Raw genomic sequence first — 16,006 nt, forward strand, 5'->3', positions numbered from 1 at the left:
ACCCGCCGATTTCGACTGGGTGGCCCACCGGGTGCGGTACCGCGGACTGCTGGTGTCGCTCGTCGATGACGACGGCCGACGGGTCGAGACGGTGTACGAGAACCCGAGGTTCCCGCGGTTCTATCACTCGTATACCGAAGCGCGAGGGCGCTATTGGGACATCGAAGTGAACCAGCCATCGGCGGATGCCGGGATCACCCGGTGTTTCGACGTCTTGGCCAAGGCCCTCGCGCGGCGGGCAGCGATCGCTGAAGTCCTGCGCCCGATGTCACTGTCGTGGCAGCAGGGCAATCGGGTGGAGTTGGTCCTGCGCGACGACCAGACCCGGCGCCGCTATGGGCTCGAGTTGACCGTCCCTACCGATGCAGACATCGACCGCGGTGATTGCCTGCTGCCCGCGGAGCCAGGCGGTCTCAGCGCAGCACTTGTCGAGCCCGAGCAATACGCCGCCGGGCAGGTGCACCGTCTGCGAGAGCTCGGACGAAACGAAATCATCCGCCACGGCATTCCGACGGACTGCCCGGTGCAGAACCGCGCGATCGACCGGTGAGAGCGGCACGCTCACGCCCCATGCCCAGTACGGACGAGGGTCGAATAGGCCCGAAATGCAAGCCGACGTGACGACGCGTTGGAATTCGTTGGGTGGCGCGGGGGCTGCCATGTCCTGCGGCGCCGCGGGTTCAGGCCAAATCCCTGGCCGTGCGACTGCTTTCGCGATGAGTGGCTGCCGCGGTGGCCCAAGCGAGCAGATGTGATGCGCGCCGCGCGGGGTTGAGACGGAGCCGAACGCTGTCACGTCGACGCTGCGGCGGTGTCGAACAGCCATTGCTCGATCAGATCGGTGCGGGCGCAGCCGCATTCGCCGCGCCGGCTGCCCAGCAACCGCATATAACGGCACTCGGCATCGGCGGACGCGTCATAGGCGTCCGCATGGGGTATCAACGCGAGGGGTCGGCGTCGGCGTCGGCTCGGATCCCGGTGCGATACTTGTTGGACCTCGACCGGCTCGACCCCGTCGGGGACCAGGATCGCTGTGGCCCGCCCGGCGGGCGGTGGCGGGATAGGTCCGAAAACGAGGGTCTCGCGAAGTTCGAGGCCAGCTGGGACCACCTCGCCGCCGAACTGTCGAGCGCGCTCACCGAATCGAGGCGGTGACCACCATGGCCGCCCAGGACAAGGTAGTGATCGCTGGCGCCCCTACGAGCGGCCACCTCTGTCCGAGAATTGCCTGCAGGGCAAGACCGGACGCGACAGCATCGACGTACACGAACCCGGCTACTACCATCGGCCACGACATCGACCTTCGTCTCGGCAACGCCGTCACTTCGATCAACTCGCGTGAGCGCCCGCAACAGCGAGGTGTGAGCACATGACGCCATGCGCAGGCACGTTCGACACCACAGCATGTCCACGCCGTCGACCGCGTCGTAGCGGCCGATCCCCCACGACCGCCGCGATAGCGCATCACGTCGCGCGACCGACTGTCACTGGGGCCACCGCAACTCCGGGTCGGCCGCACGACGGGAGCAACTCGTGGTGACGTTGGACCGTCTGGCGGACGTGCTGAGTGGCTACGGGGTGCGAGTGCGGTTGGGTGCGGTAGCTCGATCCACCCCCCTGCGCAGCGTGGTGATCCACGGGCCTGGCACCGACCCCACGGAAGCCGGCGATGTGCTGCTGGGCATCGGCGCACGCTCGGTCTCGGAGGTAGTGGCCTGGGCAATGTCGGCGCGCGCCGTTGTGGCGCTCATCCGTGGCGGCGAGGATATCGGCGACGTGCCGGTGCTCGAGGATGTGGCTGTGCTCGAAGTCGACCCCGCGGTGGCCTGGAGCGAGGTGGCCGCCGTGGTCTATGGGCTGGTATTGGAAGGCCGAGAGACCGAGGCAGGGCGCGGACCGACCGATTTGTTCGCCCTGGCCGACAGTCTCGCCGACGCGGTCGGCGGTGCGGTGACGATCGAGGACCATCGATCCCGCGTGCTGGCGTATTCGAGGCCGCAGTCCCACCTCGACCCCGCCCGGATCGAGACGATCCTGGCCCGGCAGATGCCGCCCTGGCTGCATGAACTGTTCGACGAGTGCGGTGTCTTCGCCCATGTGAGGGCCTCGGACGAACCACTGTTCGTTGCCGCTCAACCGGAGCACGGGATGGCCGGGCGGATGGTGGCGGCCGTGCGGGTGGGCAAGCAACTGCTGGGATCGGTATGGGTATCGTCCCCGACACCTCTGCAGGGGGACCGACGGGCCGCATTGGTCGACGGCGCGCACACGGTGGCCCTGCACCTGCTGCGGTCGCGCGCAAGCGCAGACCTGGAACGACACGTCGAATCGGAACTGGTAATCGCACTGATCGAAGGGGCCCCGGACGCAGCGACAGTGGCCAGCAGGCTCGGATTGGCATCGACCACCATCCGAGTGATCGCGCTCCGCGCCCGAACTCACGAGCCGCACACCGCCTTGCTGCTCATCTTCGAGCGAGCAACAACCGGATTCGGCTGGTCCCGCCCGAGCCGCAGCGCCCTGATCGGCGACACCATATACACCCTGCTGCCCGCAGATTACCCGGACACCGCACGCCGCTGGATAAGCGAACTGCGCGCGGGCCTACACGAACAGCTCACGGTGCTTGCCGGCATCAGCGGTGTCGCCCAGGCCACGGAAGTGTCATTGGCGCGCCGAGAAGCCGAAGAATGCCTGGCGCTGCACGAGACTCGGCCGGCAGGCACGCCGCCGCCCGCCTACGACGAAGCATGGGACGACATCGTGCTCCAGCGATTGCGCACCGCGGGGCTCGCGGGACGAACCCCCGCCCGCGGCCCGCTCGCACAGCTACGACACTACGACCGCAGGAACTCCACTCAATATGTGGCGACACTGCGCGCCTGGTTACAAGCCCAGGGCGACCCCGTCCAGGCGGGCGAACTGCTGGGCGTCCACGAGAACACCGTCCGCAACCGGCTACGAAAGATGGCGGAAGTGACCGACCTCGGCTTGGACGAGCCCCGCAAACGGCTCGCCATGCTGATCGAACTCGCTGTCACCGAATCATCCGACACAGCTCCCCAGTGACATCTCCACAATCTGCACGACCGGATTGTCCGATCAGCGCAACCGATCGCCGTAGCCTGCGCCTCATACTTGGTTGACCAGCAACGCCGCAGGCACACGCAGAGAACGGTGCGGTTCGATCAGACCGGCAACCGGCCTCTGCCGGTCGCCGAAGACGAAAGTCGTCCGACTGCGATCCACGACGAACGAGCGCGCCGTTGCACGCGGTCTGGACAGACCGCACAAGAGCGTGGAGTCCAGGGGACAGCGCCCAGCGAGGAACCGGCTTTCGATGTACAGCCGGTAATAACTGATGGAACGGAGTTGAACACAATGAACACCATGCCGGTATGCGAGGTGATGAGCCGGCCGATCGTCGCCCTGAGGCACAACAACACCGCACGCGAGGCGGCGCTGCTGCTCGCCGAATCGGGTTACGCGGCATTGCCCGTCCTCGACCGGGACGATCGGCTCATCGGAGTGCTCACCAGCGGCGACCTGCTGCGGGCCGGTGAACTCGACGACATGGTCGCTGCGGTGATGACGACACCGGCGGTGTCGGTTCCCGGCAGTGCGCCGGTGGCCGTGGCGATGACCGAACTGGTGATCCACGGCCTGCGCAGTCTGCCCGTCGTCGACGCCGACAACCATGTGATCGGCATGCTCAGCCGCGGCGACGTGTTGCGCATCTTGCTGACACCCGACGACACCCTCGCAGCAGAAGCACAAAATCGCCTCGATCAATACGCCGGCCCAGGGCGCTGGCACGTCGCTGTGGCCAATGGCCACCTCGGCGTCTCGGGCCTGTTCACCGACGAATCCGAGCGGCGCATCGCCATCGCCCTGGCCCGCACGGTGCCCGGCGTCCGCACCGCGACCATCACGACCACTACTGCTGTGCACTGACCCCGACGAATCGGCCTCAGGGTGGGAGTGGAGAGCGGACAAGTTGTGCACCCGCACTTGTCGCGGACGGACAGGCGCCGCTGTCCCACACCGGCGATCCTGGCCTTGTCAGCAAGACATTCGCAGAGCACGGAGGTGATGGTCATGCAGCCCCAGCGCGACCCATCCACCCGATACCGAACCACGTTCCGGACCCCGCCCCTGGAGATCAGCATGACCCACGCACCCTCACGCACACGCCTTACCGACCATCTGCCCGCCCTCCGACACGCTCTGAACCAGCAACGCCGATTCCGTGTGCAGCAACTGACCGCATTGGACGCCGAACTCGGCGACGTCCCCATATTCGCCACCGCGGCTGACAGGGCCAGACGTGAAGTCACCGTCACATTGGTCGTCGCGGCACGACAAGCACTGACCGACATCGACGAAGCGCTCGCGCTCATAGCCGCGGGACGATACGGCCGCTGCCGCGCCTGCCACACCGATATCCCGATTCATCTACTACAAACCATTCCCACCACCCAGTGGTGCCTGGACTGCCGGCAGCAGCTCCCTGACCGCGACGACTCCCGCCCGACGCGCAGAAAGCTGTTTCGCCGGCGCTCCCCTGCGCCCCGAAACCACCACCCGGTGCGCCGCCGAACCGCCGCAGCCACGCGACCTCCGGTCCGGGTCGAATGAGTCGGGTAGGGAGTGGGGCGATATCGCCGTTCGCGCGCCGCGTCCTCGACGTGATCGACCAGATTCCGCCCGGCCGGGTGATGTCTTACGGCGCGATCGGCGATCTGGTCGGCGCCGGGCCCCGGCAAGTCGGACGGGTCATGACCGCCTGGTCCGACGAGACCCACTGGCATCGGGTCGTGCGTGCCGACGGCACGCCCGCGTCCTGCCACGCCGGCAGCGCCGTCGACCTGCTGCGCGCCGAAGGCACCCCGATGCGCGGGAGCCGCGTGGACATGACGCACGCGCGATGGAACGGCCCGCCCGATCACTCCGGCATCGACGGATAGCTGACTCGTGTTCCAGCGGCCACCGCGAAGCTGGTCATCGTCGCCGGTGTGAGCTGCGACGCCCCCATGATGTGCTGTACGTCCATGCCGCGCACGAGAAGTGCGTCGGCAACCAGGCGGCGATGACAGCGCCAGAAGACAGCCTCAGCGCACATGATGACGACGACCTCTTCTCCGGCAAGCGCGATGAGCTCATCGAGCGCGTCCTCGAATGAGGGCGTCTGCATATAGTCGGCGTATCCGCGGAAGGACGTGTTGCGCCATCCGGTGTTGATCGAGCCTTCCGCCGGCTTGCGTAGTCCGCCCAGCCCCGGCATCGGCCGGTAGTCGATACCCGCGGCGGCCAGCGATCCCGCGAGCCGATCGACGTGGAACTGTGGATTGTGCCGGGACTTGGGCACGGTTCGGATGTCTGCCACCACACCGATGCCGAAATACTGCAGTAACCCGATGAACTCCGTGATGGCATGCGTGGAATGACCGATGGTGTAAACGGTCGACATAGCACTCCGAAGGTCGGTCATATTGCCTTCTCGACAACAGGATTCATCGGATCGTGGAATCGCGAGCCTGATTCGTGAAATCTGCGAACCCACCGCACCGGGGTGATGCCCTCCGCGGGAATGAGCAGCCGCAGCGACCACCAGTACGGTACGAACCGGGTGTGCCTGGGTTTCCCCATTCGGCGCGATCAGCACCCACAGTGTTTGTTATTGCCTGAAAGGCTCCGGGTCGGCCGCGGAGGCCGCGTTCGTCGTCAGTGCGTGTGCCTGTTCGAGATGACGGAGTACGACCGGCCATTCCCGATCGCCGGGCTCGATTCGACGTTTGTGCAGGAGGGAATGATGAAGGCGGAGTAGATCTTTGGTCGCGGCGGCGGCGCGGCGCGCTGCTTCCAGTATCAGTGTTCGCCGGGTCCTCGCGGACTCGGTCTGCATGTGGTTCACCCGGCTGACAAGCCAGAACGCCTCGAAAACCGTTTGCTCGATCGGATCTTCACCGTCGAACCAGGGAGCGCGCGGGACAGCGGCCGCCCCGCGCGCTTCTATCCGCGATACTTCCCCGTTCTCGGTGATGGCCTGGCGTAGGGCAGTTCCGGCAACCCGATACAGCAGGCCCGCCAACAGCGCTCGCTCGATATCGGGCAGGCCAGCATCCGCCGAGTTCGCCCCTCGCGATGAGATGTGATCGGAATCGATGCCGAGCACCGCCAACGCTGCTCGCAGCTGCGCACTGTTCATAACCACCTCCTATCACTACATCAGTACCCGGAGGCGGAGCGCATCCTCACGCCGGGGTGCGCGGCATCGCGTTCAGCCGCCAGGGACATGCCCAGTGCGGTGACGACGCCAACCGCTGCGGCGCAGGCTAGGACCCACCAGGCGTGTTGGAATGCGTTGTGGGCCATGTCGTAGCCGATCGGTGTGCCGAGGATGGCGACCAGGATGCTGACTCCGAGTGCGGTGCCGATTTGGCGGCTCATGTGCGACAGCGAAACGATGATCCCTCCGGCGCCGAACAGGGCGCATCCGGCCGCCACGTTCCAGCCGATCGGCAGTCGGGTGGCCAGCCGGTGAGCCAGGACTGCGAACACCGGCACCATCAGCGGTCCCGGAGATACGGCGAAACGGTCTTGATCGCCGAATGTCCCCACACCTGTTGCAGCCAGAGAATATTGGCGAGCAGGGCACCGGCGTGAACCGCAATTCCATCGCCTGAATCCGGGCGAGGTGCCCAGGTCGTGTCTCCCAGTGATTTGAGCCATTCGACGTTGAGAGCCAATGCTGCTCGCGCCAGCCAAACCGACACGAGCAGCAGGAGCGGCAAGGCCGCGTTACGCGACGGCGGTTCCCTCGAGTTCGACCATCTGGCCGGGAATCGCCAGTCGCGTCACCGCGAGCATCGTGGTCGTGGGAGCGACGCCGGCGGCTCCGAGCCTCCCAGCGAGCCCGCCGTAGTGTGGGAACAGCGCGTCCACGTCGGTGGTGTACACGTTGAGACGAACCAGGTTCGCCAGGGACATCCCCGCCTCCGTGAGCACGGCTTCGAGATTGTCCACAGCCAACGCGAGCTGGGCCGCGATGTCCCCGTCATGCTCGGGCCGACCGTTCTTGCTCATCGCGGTCTGGCCCGAGATGTAGAGGGTCCGGGTCTCCCCGGAGACGACCTCACCCTGGTTGAACCCCATCTCCAGCGACCACGTCACCGGGTTGACTGCGGTTCGTTCCATTGCCACTCCGATCCTCGAGATTGCGTGCGTCCGGCGGCCGGGTGGCCACCGTCCTCGACGCCCGCAGAATCAGCCTTTCAATAAATCACGACACCTGGTGTCATGATTTTTGGTAAGAACGAAACTATGCGCGCCGATCGGTTGGTCTCGCTGGTGCTGCTGCTGCGCCAACGTGGTCGGATGACCGCGGACGAGCTCGCGAGGGAGCTGGAGGTGTCCGCACGTACGGTGCTGCGCGACATCGAGGCGCTGTCCACGGCCGGCGTGCCCGTCTACGCCGACCGCGGGCGGAACGGTGGGTTCTCCCTGCTTCCCGGCTTCCGCACAGAGCTGACCGGACTGAACCACGACGAAGCCCTCGCGCTGTTGACCGCCGGGGCGGGCCGGGGCGAGAAGGTCTTCGGCCTCAGCACCGCCCTCGCCTCCGCGATGCGCAAGGTGGTCGACGCGCTTCCCGAAGGCCACCGAACCAGCCTGGACGACGCCGCCAAACGATTCCTGGTCGAGCCCGAGACCGACCTGCTCTCACGACGTCTGGTCACCGAGGACCTGGCGAGCGGCGTGATGAGTGTGGTCCGCCATGCCGTGCTCACCGGACACAAGCTCCGCTTCCACTACACCGCACCGGACCAGGAGCCCCGTCGGCACACCGTCGACCCGCTCGGGCTGGTCACCGTCCGCGACCGCACATACCTGCTGGCCGCCGCATCGGGAGAAGATCGCACCTACCGGCTCTCGCGCATGTCGACCGCCGAGGAACTTCCGGAACTCGCCGACCGGCCCGACCAGGCCGACCTCGACCGAATCTGGGCCGAACGCAGCGCCCGGTTCCTGTCCGAGAACCACATCCCTGTACTGGTCAGGGTCGAGCCCACGCGACGAGAGGAACTACTGAACACCACGCGCGCCGTCCGCGCCGAGGAACACGAAGCAAATGGCTGGGTCCGTCTCGACGTGACCTTCGAGGACCTACGACACGCGGTTTGGGCAATCTGGCAGCTCGACACCGCCGCCGAAGTCCTCGCCCCCGAGTCCTTGCGCGCGGCCCTCCGCGACCGGGCAGCCACCCTCGCGGCCAGATACGAGCATTCTCCGGAATGAAGCACGGGACTCAGCGCCCGCTGGCCGGTGGCGTAGAGATCGTTCATCGCGTGTTGCCGACGACCTCAAAGCGATCGGGCGATCGCCCCGTCTGCCTGCTGCCGGTCGAGGGCGCGTTGCAGGGTCAGGGTGTCCTCCAGGACCAGATCGTCCACCAGCTTGCCCCAGCGCAGGGTGAGCCACTGCATTGCGGTGTTGCGGTAACCGCTGCCGTCGGCCAGGGTCCCGCTCACCTGTAGCTGGACCGCGACCTTCGTTCTCCAGGGCGGGCCGCTGGAGACCACATCCACCAATTCCAGGCGCAGTCCCGGCAGCAGTTGATCGAAGCGAGCGAACCAATCGCGAAACGCCTCCGGTCCGCGCAGGTCGGCGCCGAGCGCGGTATCGCCGAGGAAGCGGAATCGCAGGTCCGGCGCCGCCATCGCCACGGCGGCGTCATGATCGCCCGAGCCGGTGCGCCGCCACGTTCTCCGGACCAGGAACCGTACGATAGCGTTGTACATAAAACGACTGTAAGCAGCTAGCTTGCTTAAAGCAAGGGACTGGAAGATGGGGCGAACGAACTTTCACGAGATCGCATGCTCGATCGCGCGTTCGGCGTCGATCGTCGGAGACTCGTGGACCCTGCTGATCCTTCGCGATGCGGCACTGGGCCTGCGGCGTTTCGAGGAGTTGCAGCGCGACCTCGGAATCGCCACCAATGTGCTGAGCCAGCGATTGCAGCGGCTGGTGGACCAGGACGTATTGCGGCGTCACCGCTACGAGCAGCGGCCCGACCGATACGAATACCACCTGACCGACAAGGGTCAGGAATTGATTCCGGTGCTGTTCGCCCTCATGGCATGGGGCGACAAATGGGAGTCCGCGGCCGAGGGGCCGCCGCTGGTCCTGCACCATCGCACGTGCGGTCATCGAGTCGAGGCGACGGTGACATGCGATGGCTGCGGCGGCGAGCTGACGCCGGAATCGGTTGTGTATCAGCCGGGTCCGGGAGGCCGCACCGGCGAAGGTACCGCGCTGATCGCGACCGTGCTGAATTCCGCAGGCGACCGCACAGCACCGTAAACGAGATCGGTTCGCCGCAGTTCGTCTCCTGGCGCACAACGGGTCGCAGCTGCTGCCCCGCTCCGGGCTCAACGGCCCGCGCCTGCCTCGCCGCCCTGAGGGAGCGCCGCGGTGGATGGCGGGACAGGCGCAACCATCGATTTGACCGGCGCGCCGGCAGGCATCAACACCACGTTGCGGGTCACGGCCCCGCTCGCCACCGTGGTGCTCTCGAGCGGTATGACCGCACCGGTCACGCTCGACTACGGGTCACTGTTCATCAAGGGAATCAGATGGCCTATGCACACAGACAACGCAAGACGCGCACCCGTCGCTGTCTCGAATCCACGCTTCACAGCCGGGCACGAGCGCCGGGATGGTTCGGGTGTCAGGCTGAAGGAAGGGGCCGATCCGAGAGGAGTGCATCATGTCCAAGCCGAAGATCTTGTTCATCGTGAGCGGGGCTACATACTGGGTGCTCAAGGACGGAACGAGGTACGCGACCGGCTACTGGGCCGAGGAGTTCGCCAACCCCTACAAGATGCTCACCGACGCAGGCTACGAAGTCGTCGTCGCCACTCCCGGCGGCACTACACCGAACGTCGACATGATGAGCCTGCGCCCCGCGATGGCAGGCGGCGAACAGGGCGCGCTGGATCTGGAAGCAATCATCCGCGACGCGGAGGCTCTGCGCCGGCCGCTCCAGCTGTCGAACGTACGCCTGGAGGACTACGTGGCGGTCTACTTGCCCGGCGGCCACGGCCCCATGGCCGACCTGGCGTTCGACGCCGACGCGGGCCGCCTGCTCACGGCGCAACTGGAGTCGGGCAACCCGCTGTTCATCGTGTGCCACGCGCCCTCCGCGATGCTGGCCACCAGAATCCACGGCGTCTCCCCCTTCCAGGGCTACAACGTCACCGGCTTCTCCAACGAGGAGGAAGAGGCCGTCGGCCTCGCCTCACGGGCCACATGGCTGCTGGAAACGGACCTGAAAGAGAAGGTCAAGGTCAACTACAGCCGTGGCCCCATCTGGGAGCCCTACATGGTCGAGGACCGCAACCTCGTCACCGGCCAAAACCCGCACTCCGCCGCGATTCTGGGAGGGCGGATGCTGGAAATCCTCAATTAGGGACGCCAACCCACTGCGACCGAAAACACAACACGCACGCCGATCCTGCCTCCGATGACCAAGCAGGTCGGTCCGAATCCGACCCAGATCACAGCTATCCGAGAAACCCGGATCGTCACTACCTCTCGACGACGTCAAAACGATCAAAAAGTCCGTCGACGGCACCGCCAACGATGTGGTGATGGCGCTGTGCACAACAGCGCTGCGCCGGTGGCTGATCGATCACGGCCTGCCCGCCGACCGACCGCTGTTATCGGCCATACTGGTATCCGTGCGCGAGCCCGAGCAATGCGGGACCCGCGCCCCAGTCCCCGCTGAACTCGCAGAACCGTTCCAGCGCAGCGGCTTCGGTGGGTGCGGAGTAGAGCGAACGATCTGCGGCTCGAAACTCCCATCCCGTCACGCGTGACGTCGATCTCGACCGGACCGACATCGGTCATCACCGTCTTGGCACGGATTCCATTGCGCGAGTTAGGTGTCCGCGGCGGAAGTGGTCGGCACACTCGGTCAGACAGCCGCTGTAGGCGCCGTAGGTGTGTTGCCCAGCGAGTTCGATCAGATACCGAAGCGCAGAAGGCAGTGACGGTGGGGAGTGGACCTCGGCGACCGCTTACGGCCGCCGATCTCGGGCTCGGGCCGGTGTCGCGTTTTTGCAATCGTATGCGGCGTCCGGTGTTGCAGGCTGACTGACAGTAATCTTGTTGCGGAGAGGAAAAATCATGGCGGTTGCCACGCTGAAAATGCTCACTCTGGACAGTGCCGACGCACGGCGAGACGCGGAGTTCTGGGCGGCGGCGCTCGGTTGGAAAATCGCGCACGTGCAGGACGAGTACGCCATGCTCACCGGTCCGGATCACGCGCTCGGATTCGGCACGATCCCGGACTATCAGCCACCGGCCTGGCCGAACGAGAACGGCACCAAACAGTTCCACCTGGATTTGGCGGTCGAAGACCTCGAGATCGCCAGTAAACAGCTGGTCGAACTGGGCGCCACCGTGCCGGAGTTTCAGCCCGGTGAGAGCTGGCGGGTGCTGCTCGATCCCAGCGGCCACCCGTTCTGCCTCACCCTCGCTGCCAACTGGGGCTAGGTCGTGTCTCCCGATGATTCGAGCCATTCGACGATGAGAGCCAGTGTGAATCCGGCGCGGTAGGTCAGGGCGAGCTTGTCGTAGTGAGTCGCGACCCCGCGCCAGTGTTCGGCCTTGTTGAACGCGCGCTCGACCGCGTTGCGTCGTTTGTATTCGACCTTGTCGAAGCCTGGCGGCCGTCCACCGAGGCGTCCGCGCTTTTCCGGTTGGCGGCCTGGTCGGATCGGTGGGGTATGACGCTGCGGATCCGTTTGCGCCGCAGCAGGTCCCGGTTCGAAGCTGCCGAGTACGCCTTGTCCGCGATGACCGTGTCCGGGTTGCGCCGAGGTGGGCCGCCGGCGAGCCGGGGCACCGCCACCTGCTCGAGCACTGCGGGCAACATCGCCCGAGTCCGCGGCCTGGCCAGGCGTGATCAGCACGGCCAGGCCGCAGGGCGTTGCCGTCGGTGGCCACGTGGGCCTTGGTGGTCACCCCCGCCCCGCGAACGGCCCACCCCGTGGTCGGCCGGTTCATAAATCGCCCTCCGGGCCGGCGGTGTGGGCGGAAGCGATGATCGGAACGACGGCGCGACATACCGCTTCGAGAGCCGATGTGGCGCTGCGGGTTCCACTTGCGGTTGGTGGTTCTCTATCGACATGTGAGCTTCCGTCCCCCGAAAGACGTCAGAAACTGCTTCGTCGGTGGTCATACGGAATACCGAACACCGGTGAGGTCCTCGGACATCTCCCATAATCTGCGCTGAAGCAGGACATCGCGGGAGGTGGCAGACGAGCTGACGATCCGGGGATGGCCTCGTAGTTCGCCCAGTCCTCCGGGACCGAAGTATTGGCCGCCTACAACTGCGGGATCCGTTGCGGCGCGCAATATCGGCAGTGCTCCCATCGCAGGGCCTTGACGCAAGCTGCCGAGCAGTCTGTTCTGCAGCCGTATGGACATCGGGGCGTCCCTGACGAGGTGTGTCTTCGTCGTGCCCGGGTGCGCTGCCACGGCGATGGCGTTCGTACCTGAGGCAGCAGCCAGCCGACGTTGGAGTTCGTATGTGAAGAGCAGGTTGGCGAGCTTGGCCTGGCCGTAGGCGTGTACCCACTTGTAGGGACGCCGTTGCCAGTGTGGGTCGGCGAAGTCGATGCCGTCACCAGCCATGCGGTGGCCGAAGCTGCTCACGGTCACGATTCGGGCTCCGGGTGTGTTCATCAGCAAATCCAAGAGCAAGCCTGTCAGCGCGAAGTGTCCGAGGTGACACACGCCGAAGTGGAGTTCGAAGCCCTCCTCGGTGGATCCCTTCGTAAACGCGACCAGCCCCGCGTTGTTGATCAACAGGTCGATGCGGGGGTAGCTTGCGCGCAGTTCGGCGGCCGCGGATCTGACAGATCGCATGGATGCGAGATCAAGCTGCTGCACGCTGACGGTAGCGCCGAGTTGAGAGTCGGCGATTCTGGCGGCAGCTTCGGTTCCCGCGGCGATGTCTCGCACGGCGAGCACCGTGCGGGCTCCGCGACGCGCAAGAGCAGCGGCGATCTCGTACCCGATACCCGAATTAGCGCCTGTTACAACGACAGTGCGCCCCGATTGATCCGGTATCGCGTCAGCCGTCCAACGCTGACGCCGGTTCATTTTCATTTCACCTCGCTCACGTCGGGGGACCGGATACTCCTCCAGTAGGGTCGTAGCGGTTGGTCAGGTATCCGGAGTCGGCCGACCCTGCGAATCGCAGCGCCGCCCAACAGATCGGACCTGCGGGGCGAGGCAGTACCACCGGATCAGCGGTTCAGCGCGCATGGACGTGGAGCAGAACACGCCAGGTGGTGCCGTGGGGTGTGGAGTGGATGCGGACCAAGTCGGCGAGCTCGTTGACAAGGAACAGACCGCGGCCCCCGAAGCGATCCCGGACCGGCGGACGCCGCCCGATCAAGGGATCGGTCACCTGCCCGAAATCACGCAGGTCGAAGACGATGTCGTCACCCTCGCGCCACAGCCGCCACCGGCACGGTCCCCCGGTATGGACGAGACTGTTGGTGACCAGCTCCGTCACGATCAATTCGAAGTCGGCAATCCGTTCTTCGGCCAGGCCGAGCCGGCGGGCTTCGGCTGTGGCGGATCGGCGGGCGTCCGATACCTCGGCGGACGTGTCGACGGGGTGTTCCGTCACCTCGACCGGCACGACCAATTCCTCGTTGTATCGGCTGACCACGCTGTCCGGGTCGTATCGATCGCTGCGGTACCGCCGGTCGGTCTCCCAGACCAGCGGGTGGGTCAGATACGCGTCGGCGAGTGCGTCGGGAGCGAGTCGCGTCGCGTCGTAGGGGCAGGCGATCGTCACGTCGCGACCGGCGAAGGCCGCGTTGATCAGCGCCTCGTGCTGAGCGCACGCGGGGTATTCGGTGGCGGTGCGCCCCTGCCAGATCGGCTCACCGATGATGCGCACGTGCCGGTCGGGGTGTGCGTCGGCGAATCGCCGCAACACCCCGGGAATGATCCGGCCCGGATTCCTGCCGGCCTGCGCCATATCGATCCACGTCACGGTTTCCCCAGCGGATCCGACGGCATCACGTAGCACTCGAAGCCGGGGGCCGGGAACTGCGACCGCTATCGGATGCTGCTGTTCCAGGCCCTCGGTGATGAACGGCGCGAGCGTGGCCAGGTAATCCTCGTCGGATCGATAGAACACGGCGGGGTGGACGAACTCACCTGCTCGCGGGCCCGTGCGGGTTGTCGACGTCATAGGAGCTGCTCCGCTCGCACGTTGGAAATATCGAGTAGCCGAATCACTCGATCGATACCGGACCACTGGGTGCGGATCACCAGCTCCGCATCGCGCACCGCCGCCCAATCCGCCAGCCGAGTCAGGCCGACATGGTCGATGAATTCCAGCCCGGTGGCGTCGAGGACCACGTCGCCGCCCTCGGGCTTCACCTCGAATCGCTCCAATGTCGGCGCGAGGACCTCACGGGTGGACAGATCGAGTTCACCGGCGAGAGCGACGGTGTGACTCGCCGACAGCGGAGCGTACAACCGGAACCCTGCTGCGCCGGCATCGGTACACGGGTGCAGACAGGCCAGCTGGGCCAGCACCCCGGCCTCGACCGCCGACCGATCGTAACCACACAGTGCCGAGAACGGATGGCCGGCCATATAGCGGTCCATCAGATGTTCGTAGCGTGCGAGAACCGCCAGCCGAGTCGCAGTGCCGACCAGCGACGTGCAATCGGCCGCTACTCGCAGTCCTCGAAACCCGTCCGCCACGGCACGCTCGGTCGCCTCGGCGTGGGCCCGGACCTGGCCGGCCGGGTCCAGGACCTCGTCGGCGCCGTAGAGGTCCTCGAGCGATACGGCCTCGGCGCTGCCATCCCGCAACGCCTCGCTCCAGCCCGCCAGCTCACGCAAGTCGTCGGCGATGTCGCCGACCGCGCCGGGCCGGGTATAGCGGACGCGACAACCGGCGTCCAGACCGTCGGCGAGGAACTCTGCGGCACGGGCCCTGAACTCCGCCACCCCCGTATAAGCCCAGCACACATGGTCGCGCAGCCCCAGGCCACGCACATGCTGCAACCGAGCAGATCGTCTCACCGCGCCGAGTCTAACCGCGGCGCGTTCGACCGGTGCCCCGGGGCGACCGGGTCGATCCCCCGGCCGGCCAGCCACACCGAGCGTGTCGGCCATCGAATCGACCTGCGCGACAACATGACTGACGTCGATGCCCCGGTCGACCGGGTCGCGGAGGATCAGCCGGATCGGTCTTCTCGGCTGAGTTTGGCGTTGAGCTCACGAGCTTCGGCAAGCTGGTCTTCGAGGATGATGATCCGGCACGCCGCCTCGAGCGGGGTGCCCTGGTCGACGAGCTCACGGGCACGGGCGGCGATACGCAGCTGGTAGCGCGAGTAGCGGCGGTGCCCGCCGGCCGAGCGTTGCGGGGTGATCAGTTTCGCCTCGTCCAGGGTGCGCAGAAACGCTTGGGTGGTGCCGAGCATGTCCGCGGCCCGGCCCATCGTGTAGGCGGGGTAGTCGTCGTCGTCGAACTTCTCGTTCGCGGTGGGTGATTCAGAAATCCTGCGGCCTCCATACGCCGGAGCGCCCCGATGCCAGGCGGCACCGGGGCGCTGAAAGGGGGAATGTACTTGCGTCTTCCGACATGTAACCGAAACGTCGGCGATCACACGGACCGGACGTGCTCCCGGGTGACCCGACGGGCAACTCCTCCCTTCTCCTCACGGGCTACTTCAACTTTCCGTTCCACTTCATTTCTTGCCCGGCGGGCGGCGAGACCGTCGTACTCGCTGGCCCCGCAGCCGCGCCCGCCGTCTTCACTCACGGGCAGTTCATCATCTCCCGTGCCGTTTGGACACTTTCTTCACTTCCGACAAGACAGAAGTTACCGCATCGCTCAACGAATGTCTACTGTCGTCACTGAAGATTTTTTTCCTGGGTCGGCAAGCAGGGCCCGTCACCG

Annotated in this window: 18 protein-coding genes and 1 pseudogene; 9 read left to right on the top strand and 10 right to left on the bottom strand. The window is 66.1% G+C overall.

What is annotated here, in order from left to right:
- The first annotated feature begins 52 nt into the window (after positions 1–52).
- The 5 genes from C8258_RS21105 to C8258_RS21130 all read left to right on the top strand — a co-directional run bounded on the left by C8258_RS21105 (position 53) and on the right by C8258_RS21130 (position 4,967).
- Positions 53–550, top strand: coding sequence for a hypothetical protein (locus C8258_RS21105; RefSeq protein WP_146161293.1), 498 nt, complete (start codon positions 53–55; stop codon positions 548–550).
- Positions 551–1,533: 983 nt separating this feature from the next.
- Positions 1,534–3,069, top strand: a complete 1,536-nt coding sequence (locus C8258_RS21115) for a CdaR family transcriptional regulator (protein ID WP_106956684.1) — start codon at positions 1,534–1,536, stop codon at positions 3,067–3,069.
- A 321-nt stretch (positions 3,070–3,390) separates the two neighbouring features.
- Positions 3,391–3,954 carry a CBS domain-containing protein gene (locus C8258_RS21120; protein WP_369974790.1) on the top strand — a complete coding sequence of 188 codons (564 nt, stop codon included), beginning with the start codon at positions 3,391–3,393 and terminating at the stop codon, positions 3,952–3,954.
- Positions 3,955–4,251: 297 nt separating this feature from the next.
- Positions 4,252–4,638 carry a TraR/DksA C4-type zinc finger protein gene (locus C8258_RS33320; RefSeq protein ID WP_146161294.1) on the top strand — a complete coding sequence of 129 codons (387 nt, stop codon included), beginning with the start codon at positions 4,252–4,254 and terminating at the stop codon, positions 4,636–4,638.
- Positions 4,635–4,967, top strand: a complete 333-nt coding sequence (locus C8258_RS21130) for an MGMT family protein (protein ID WP_106956686.1) — start codon at positions 4,635–4,637, stop codon at positions 4,965–4,967. The genes C8258_RS33320 and C8258_RS21130 overlap by 4 nt, the downstream gene beginning before the upstream one ends.
- Here the strand turns inward: C8258_RS21130 and C8258_RS21135 are convergent.
- The 4 genes and pseudogenes from C8258_RS21135 to C8258_RS21150 all read right to left on the bottom strand — a co-directional run bounded on the left by C8258_RS21135 (position 4,946) and on the right by C8258_RS21150 (position 7,197).
- A complete protein-coding gene (locus C8258_RS21135; RefSeq protein ID WP_106956687.1) occupies positions 4,946–5,491 on the bottom strand; it encodes a DUF488 family protein in 546 nt (181 codons plus the stop codon). The genes C8258_RS21130 and C8258_RS21135 overlap by 22 nt on opposite strands.
- A gap of 186 nt (positions 5,492–5,677) precedes the next feature.
- A complete protein-coding gene (locus C8258_RS21140) occupies positions 5,678–6,208 on the bottom strand; it encodes a hypothetical protein (RefSeq protein WP_106956688.1) in 531 nt (176 codons plus the stop codon).
- 20 nt (positions 6,209–6,228) lie between these two features.
- Positions 6,229–6,662 (bottom strand): annotated as a pseudogene (locus C8258_RS21145) (hypothetical protein); the annotation flags it as partial.
- 139 nt (positions 6,663–6,801) lie between these two features.
- On the bottom strand, positions 6,802–7,197 hold the full coding sequence (locus C8258_RS21150; RefSeq protein WP_106956689.1) for a RidA family protein: 396 nt from the start codon (positions 7,195–7,197) through the stop codon (positions 6,802–6,804).
- A 126-nt stretch (positions 7,198–7,323) separates the two neighbouring features.
- Between C8258_RS21150 and C8258_RS21155 the strand changes: the two genes are divergently transcribed.
- Positions 7,324–8,298 carry a YafY family protein gene (locus tag C8258_RS21155; RefSeq protein WP_106956690.1) on the top strand — a complete coding sequence of 325 codons (975 nt, stop codon included), beginning with the start codon at positions 7,324–7,326 and terminating at the stop codon, positions 8,296–8,298.
- Between the two features lie 65 nt (positions 8,299–8,363).
- On the opposite strand, the gene C8258_RS21160 is transcribed toward C8258_RS21155, so the two are convergent.
- Positions 8,364–8,801 (bottom strand): nuclear transport factor 2 family protein, encoded by a 438-nt coding sequence (locus C8258_RS21160; RefSeq protein WP_106956691.1) that lies wholly within the window; start codon positions 8,799–8,801, stop codon positions 8,364–8,366.
- 46 nt (positions 8,802–8,847) lie between these two features.
- Here C8258_RS21160 and C8258_RS21165 point away from each other — a divergent pair, with 46 nt between their 5' ends.
- From C8258_RS21165 to C8258_RS21175, 3 genes are all read left to right on the top strand, one after another.
- Positions 8,848–9,363: a helix-turn-helix domain-containing protein gene (locus C8258_RS21165; protein ID WP_106956692.1), complete on the top strand. Its 516-nt coding sequence runs from the start codon at positions 8,848–8,850 to the stop codon at positions 9,361–9,363.
- A gap of 406 nt (positions 9,364–9,769) precedes the next feature.
- A complete protein-coding gene (locus C8258_RS21170) occupies positions 9,770–10,471 on the top strand; it encodes a type 1 glutamine amidotransferase domain-containing protein (RefSeq protein WP_106956693.1) in 702 nt (233 codons plus the stop codon).
- A gap of 719 nt (positions 10,472–11,190) precedes the next feature.
- The gene (locus C8258_RS21175; RefSeq protein ID WP_106956694.1) at positions 11,191–11,559 is read left to right on the top strand and encodes a VOC family protein; all 369 of its coding nucleotides are present in this window, start codon (positions 11,191–11,193) and stop codon (positions 11,557–11,559) included.
- 64 nt (positions 11,560–11,623) lie between these two features.
- Here the strand turns inward: C8258_RS21175 and C8258_RS33700 are convergent, their stop codons facing one another.
- From C8258_RS33700 to C8258_RS21200, 5 genes are all read right to left on the bottom strand, one after another.
- The gene (locus C8258_RS33700) at positions 11,624–11,941 is read right to left on the bottom strand and encodes a transposase (RefSeq protein WP_369974791.1); all 318 of its coding nucleotides are present in this window, start codon (positions 11,939–11,941) and stop codon (positions 11,624–11,626) included.
- Between the two features lie 302 nt (positions 11,942–12,243).
- On the bottom strand, positions 12,244–13,179 hold the full coding sequence (locus C8258_RS21185; protein ID WP_106956696.1) for an oxidoreductase: 936 nt from the start codon (positions 13,177–13,179) through the stop codon (positions 12,244–12,246).
- A gap of 148 nt (positions 13,180–13,327) precedes the next feature.
- Positions 13,328–14,281 (bottom strand): sensor histidine kinase, encoded by a 954-nt coding sequence (locus C8258_RS21190; RefSeq protein WP_106956697.1) that lies wholly within the window; start codon positions 14,279–14,281, stop codon positions 13,328–13,330.
- Positions 14,278–15,126: an MEDS domain-containing protein gene (locus C8258_RS21195; protein WP_199195792.1), complete on the bottom strand. Its 849-nt coding sequence runs from the start codon at positions 15,124–15,126 to the stop codon at positions 14,278–14,280. Before C8258_RS21195 ends, C8258_RS21190 begins: the two co-directional genes overlap by 4 nt.
- Positions 15,127–15,281: 155 nt before the next feature.
- Positions 15,282–15,545, bottom strand: coding sequence for a MerR family transcriptional regulator (locus C8258_RS21200; RefSeq protein WP_051025504.1), 264 nt, complete (start codon positions 15,543–15,545; stop codon positions 15,282–15,284).
- Between the last annotated feature and the right edge of the window lie 461 nt (positions 15,546–16,006).

The organism is Nocardia sp. MDA0666, from assembly GCF_003023875.1.
Taxonomy (GTDB): Bacteria; Actinomycetota; Actinomycetes; order Mycobacteriales; family Mycobacteriaceae; genus Nocardia; species Nocardia aobensis.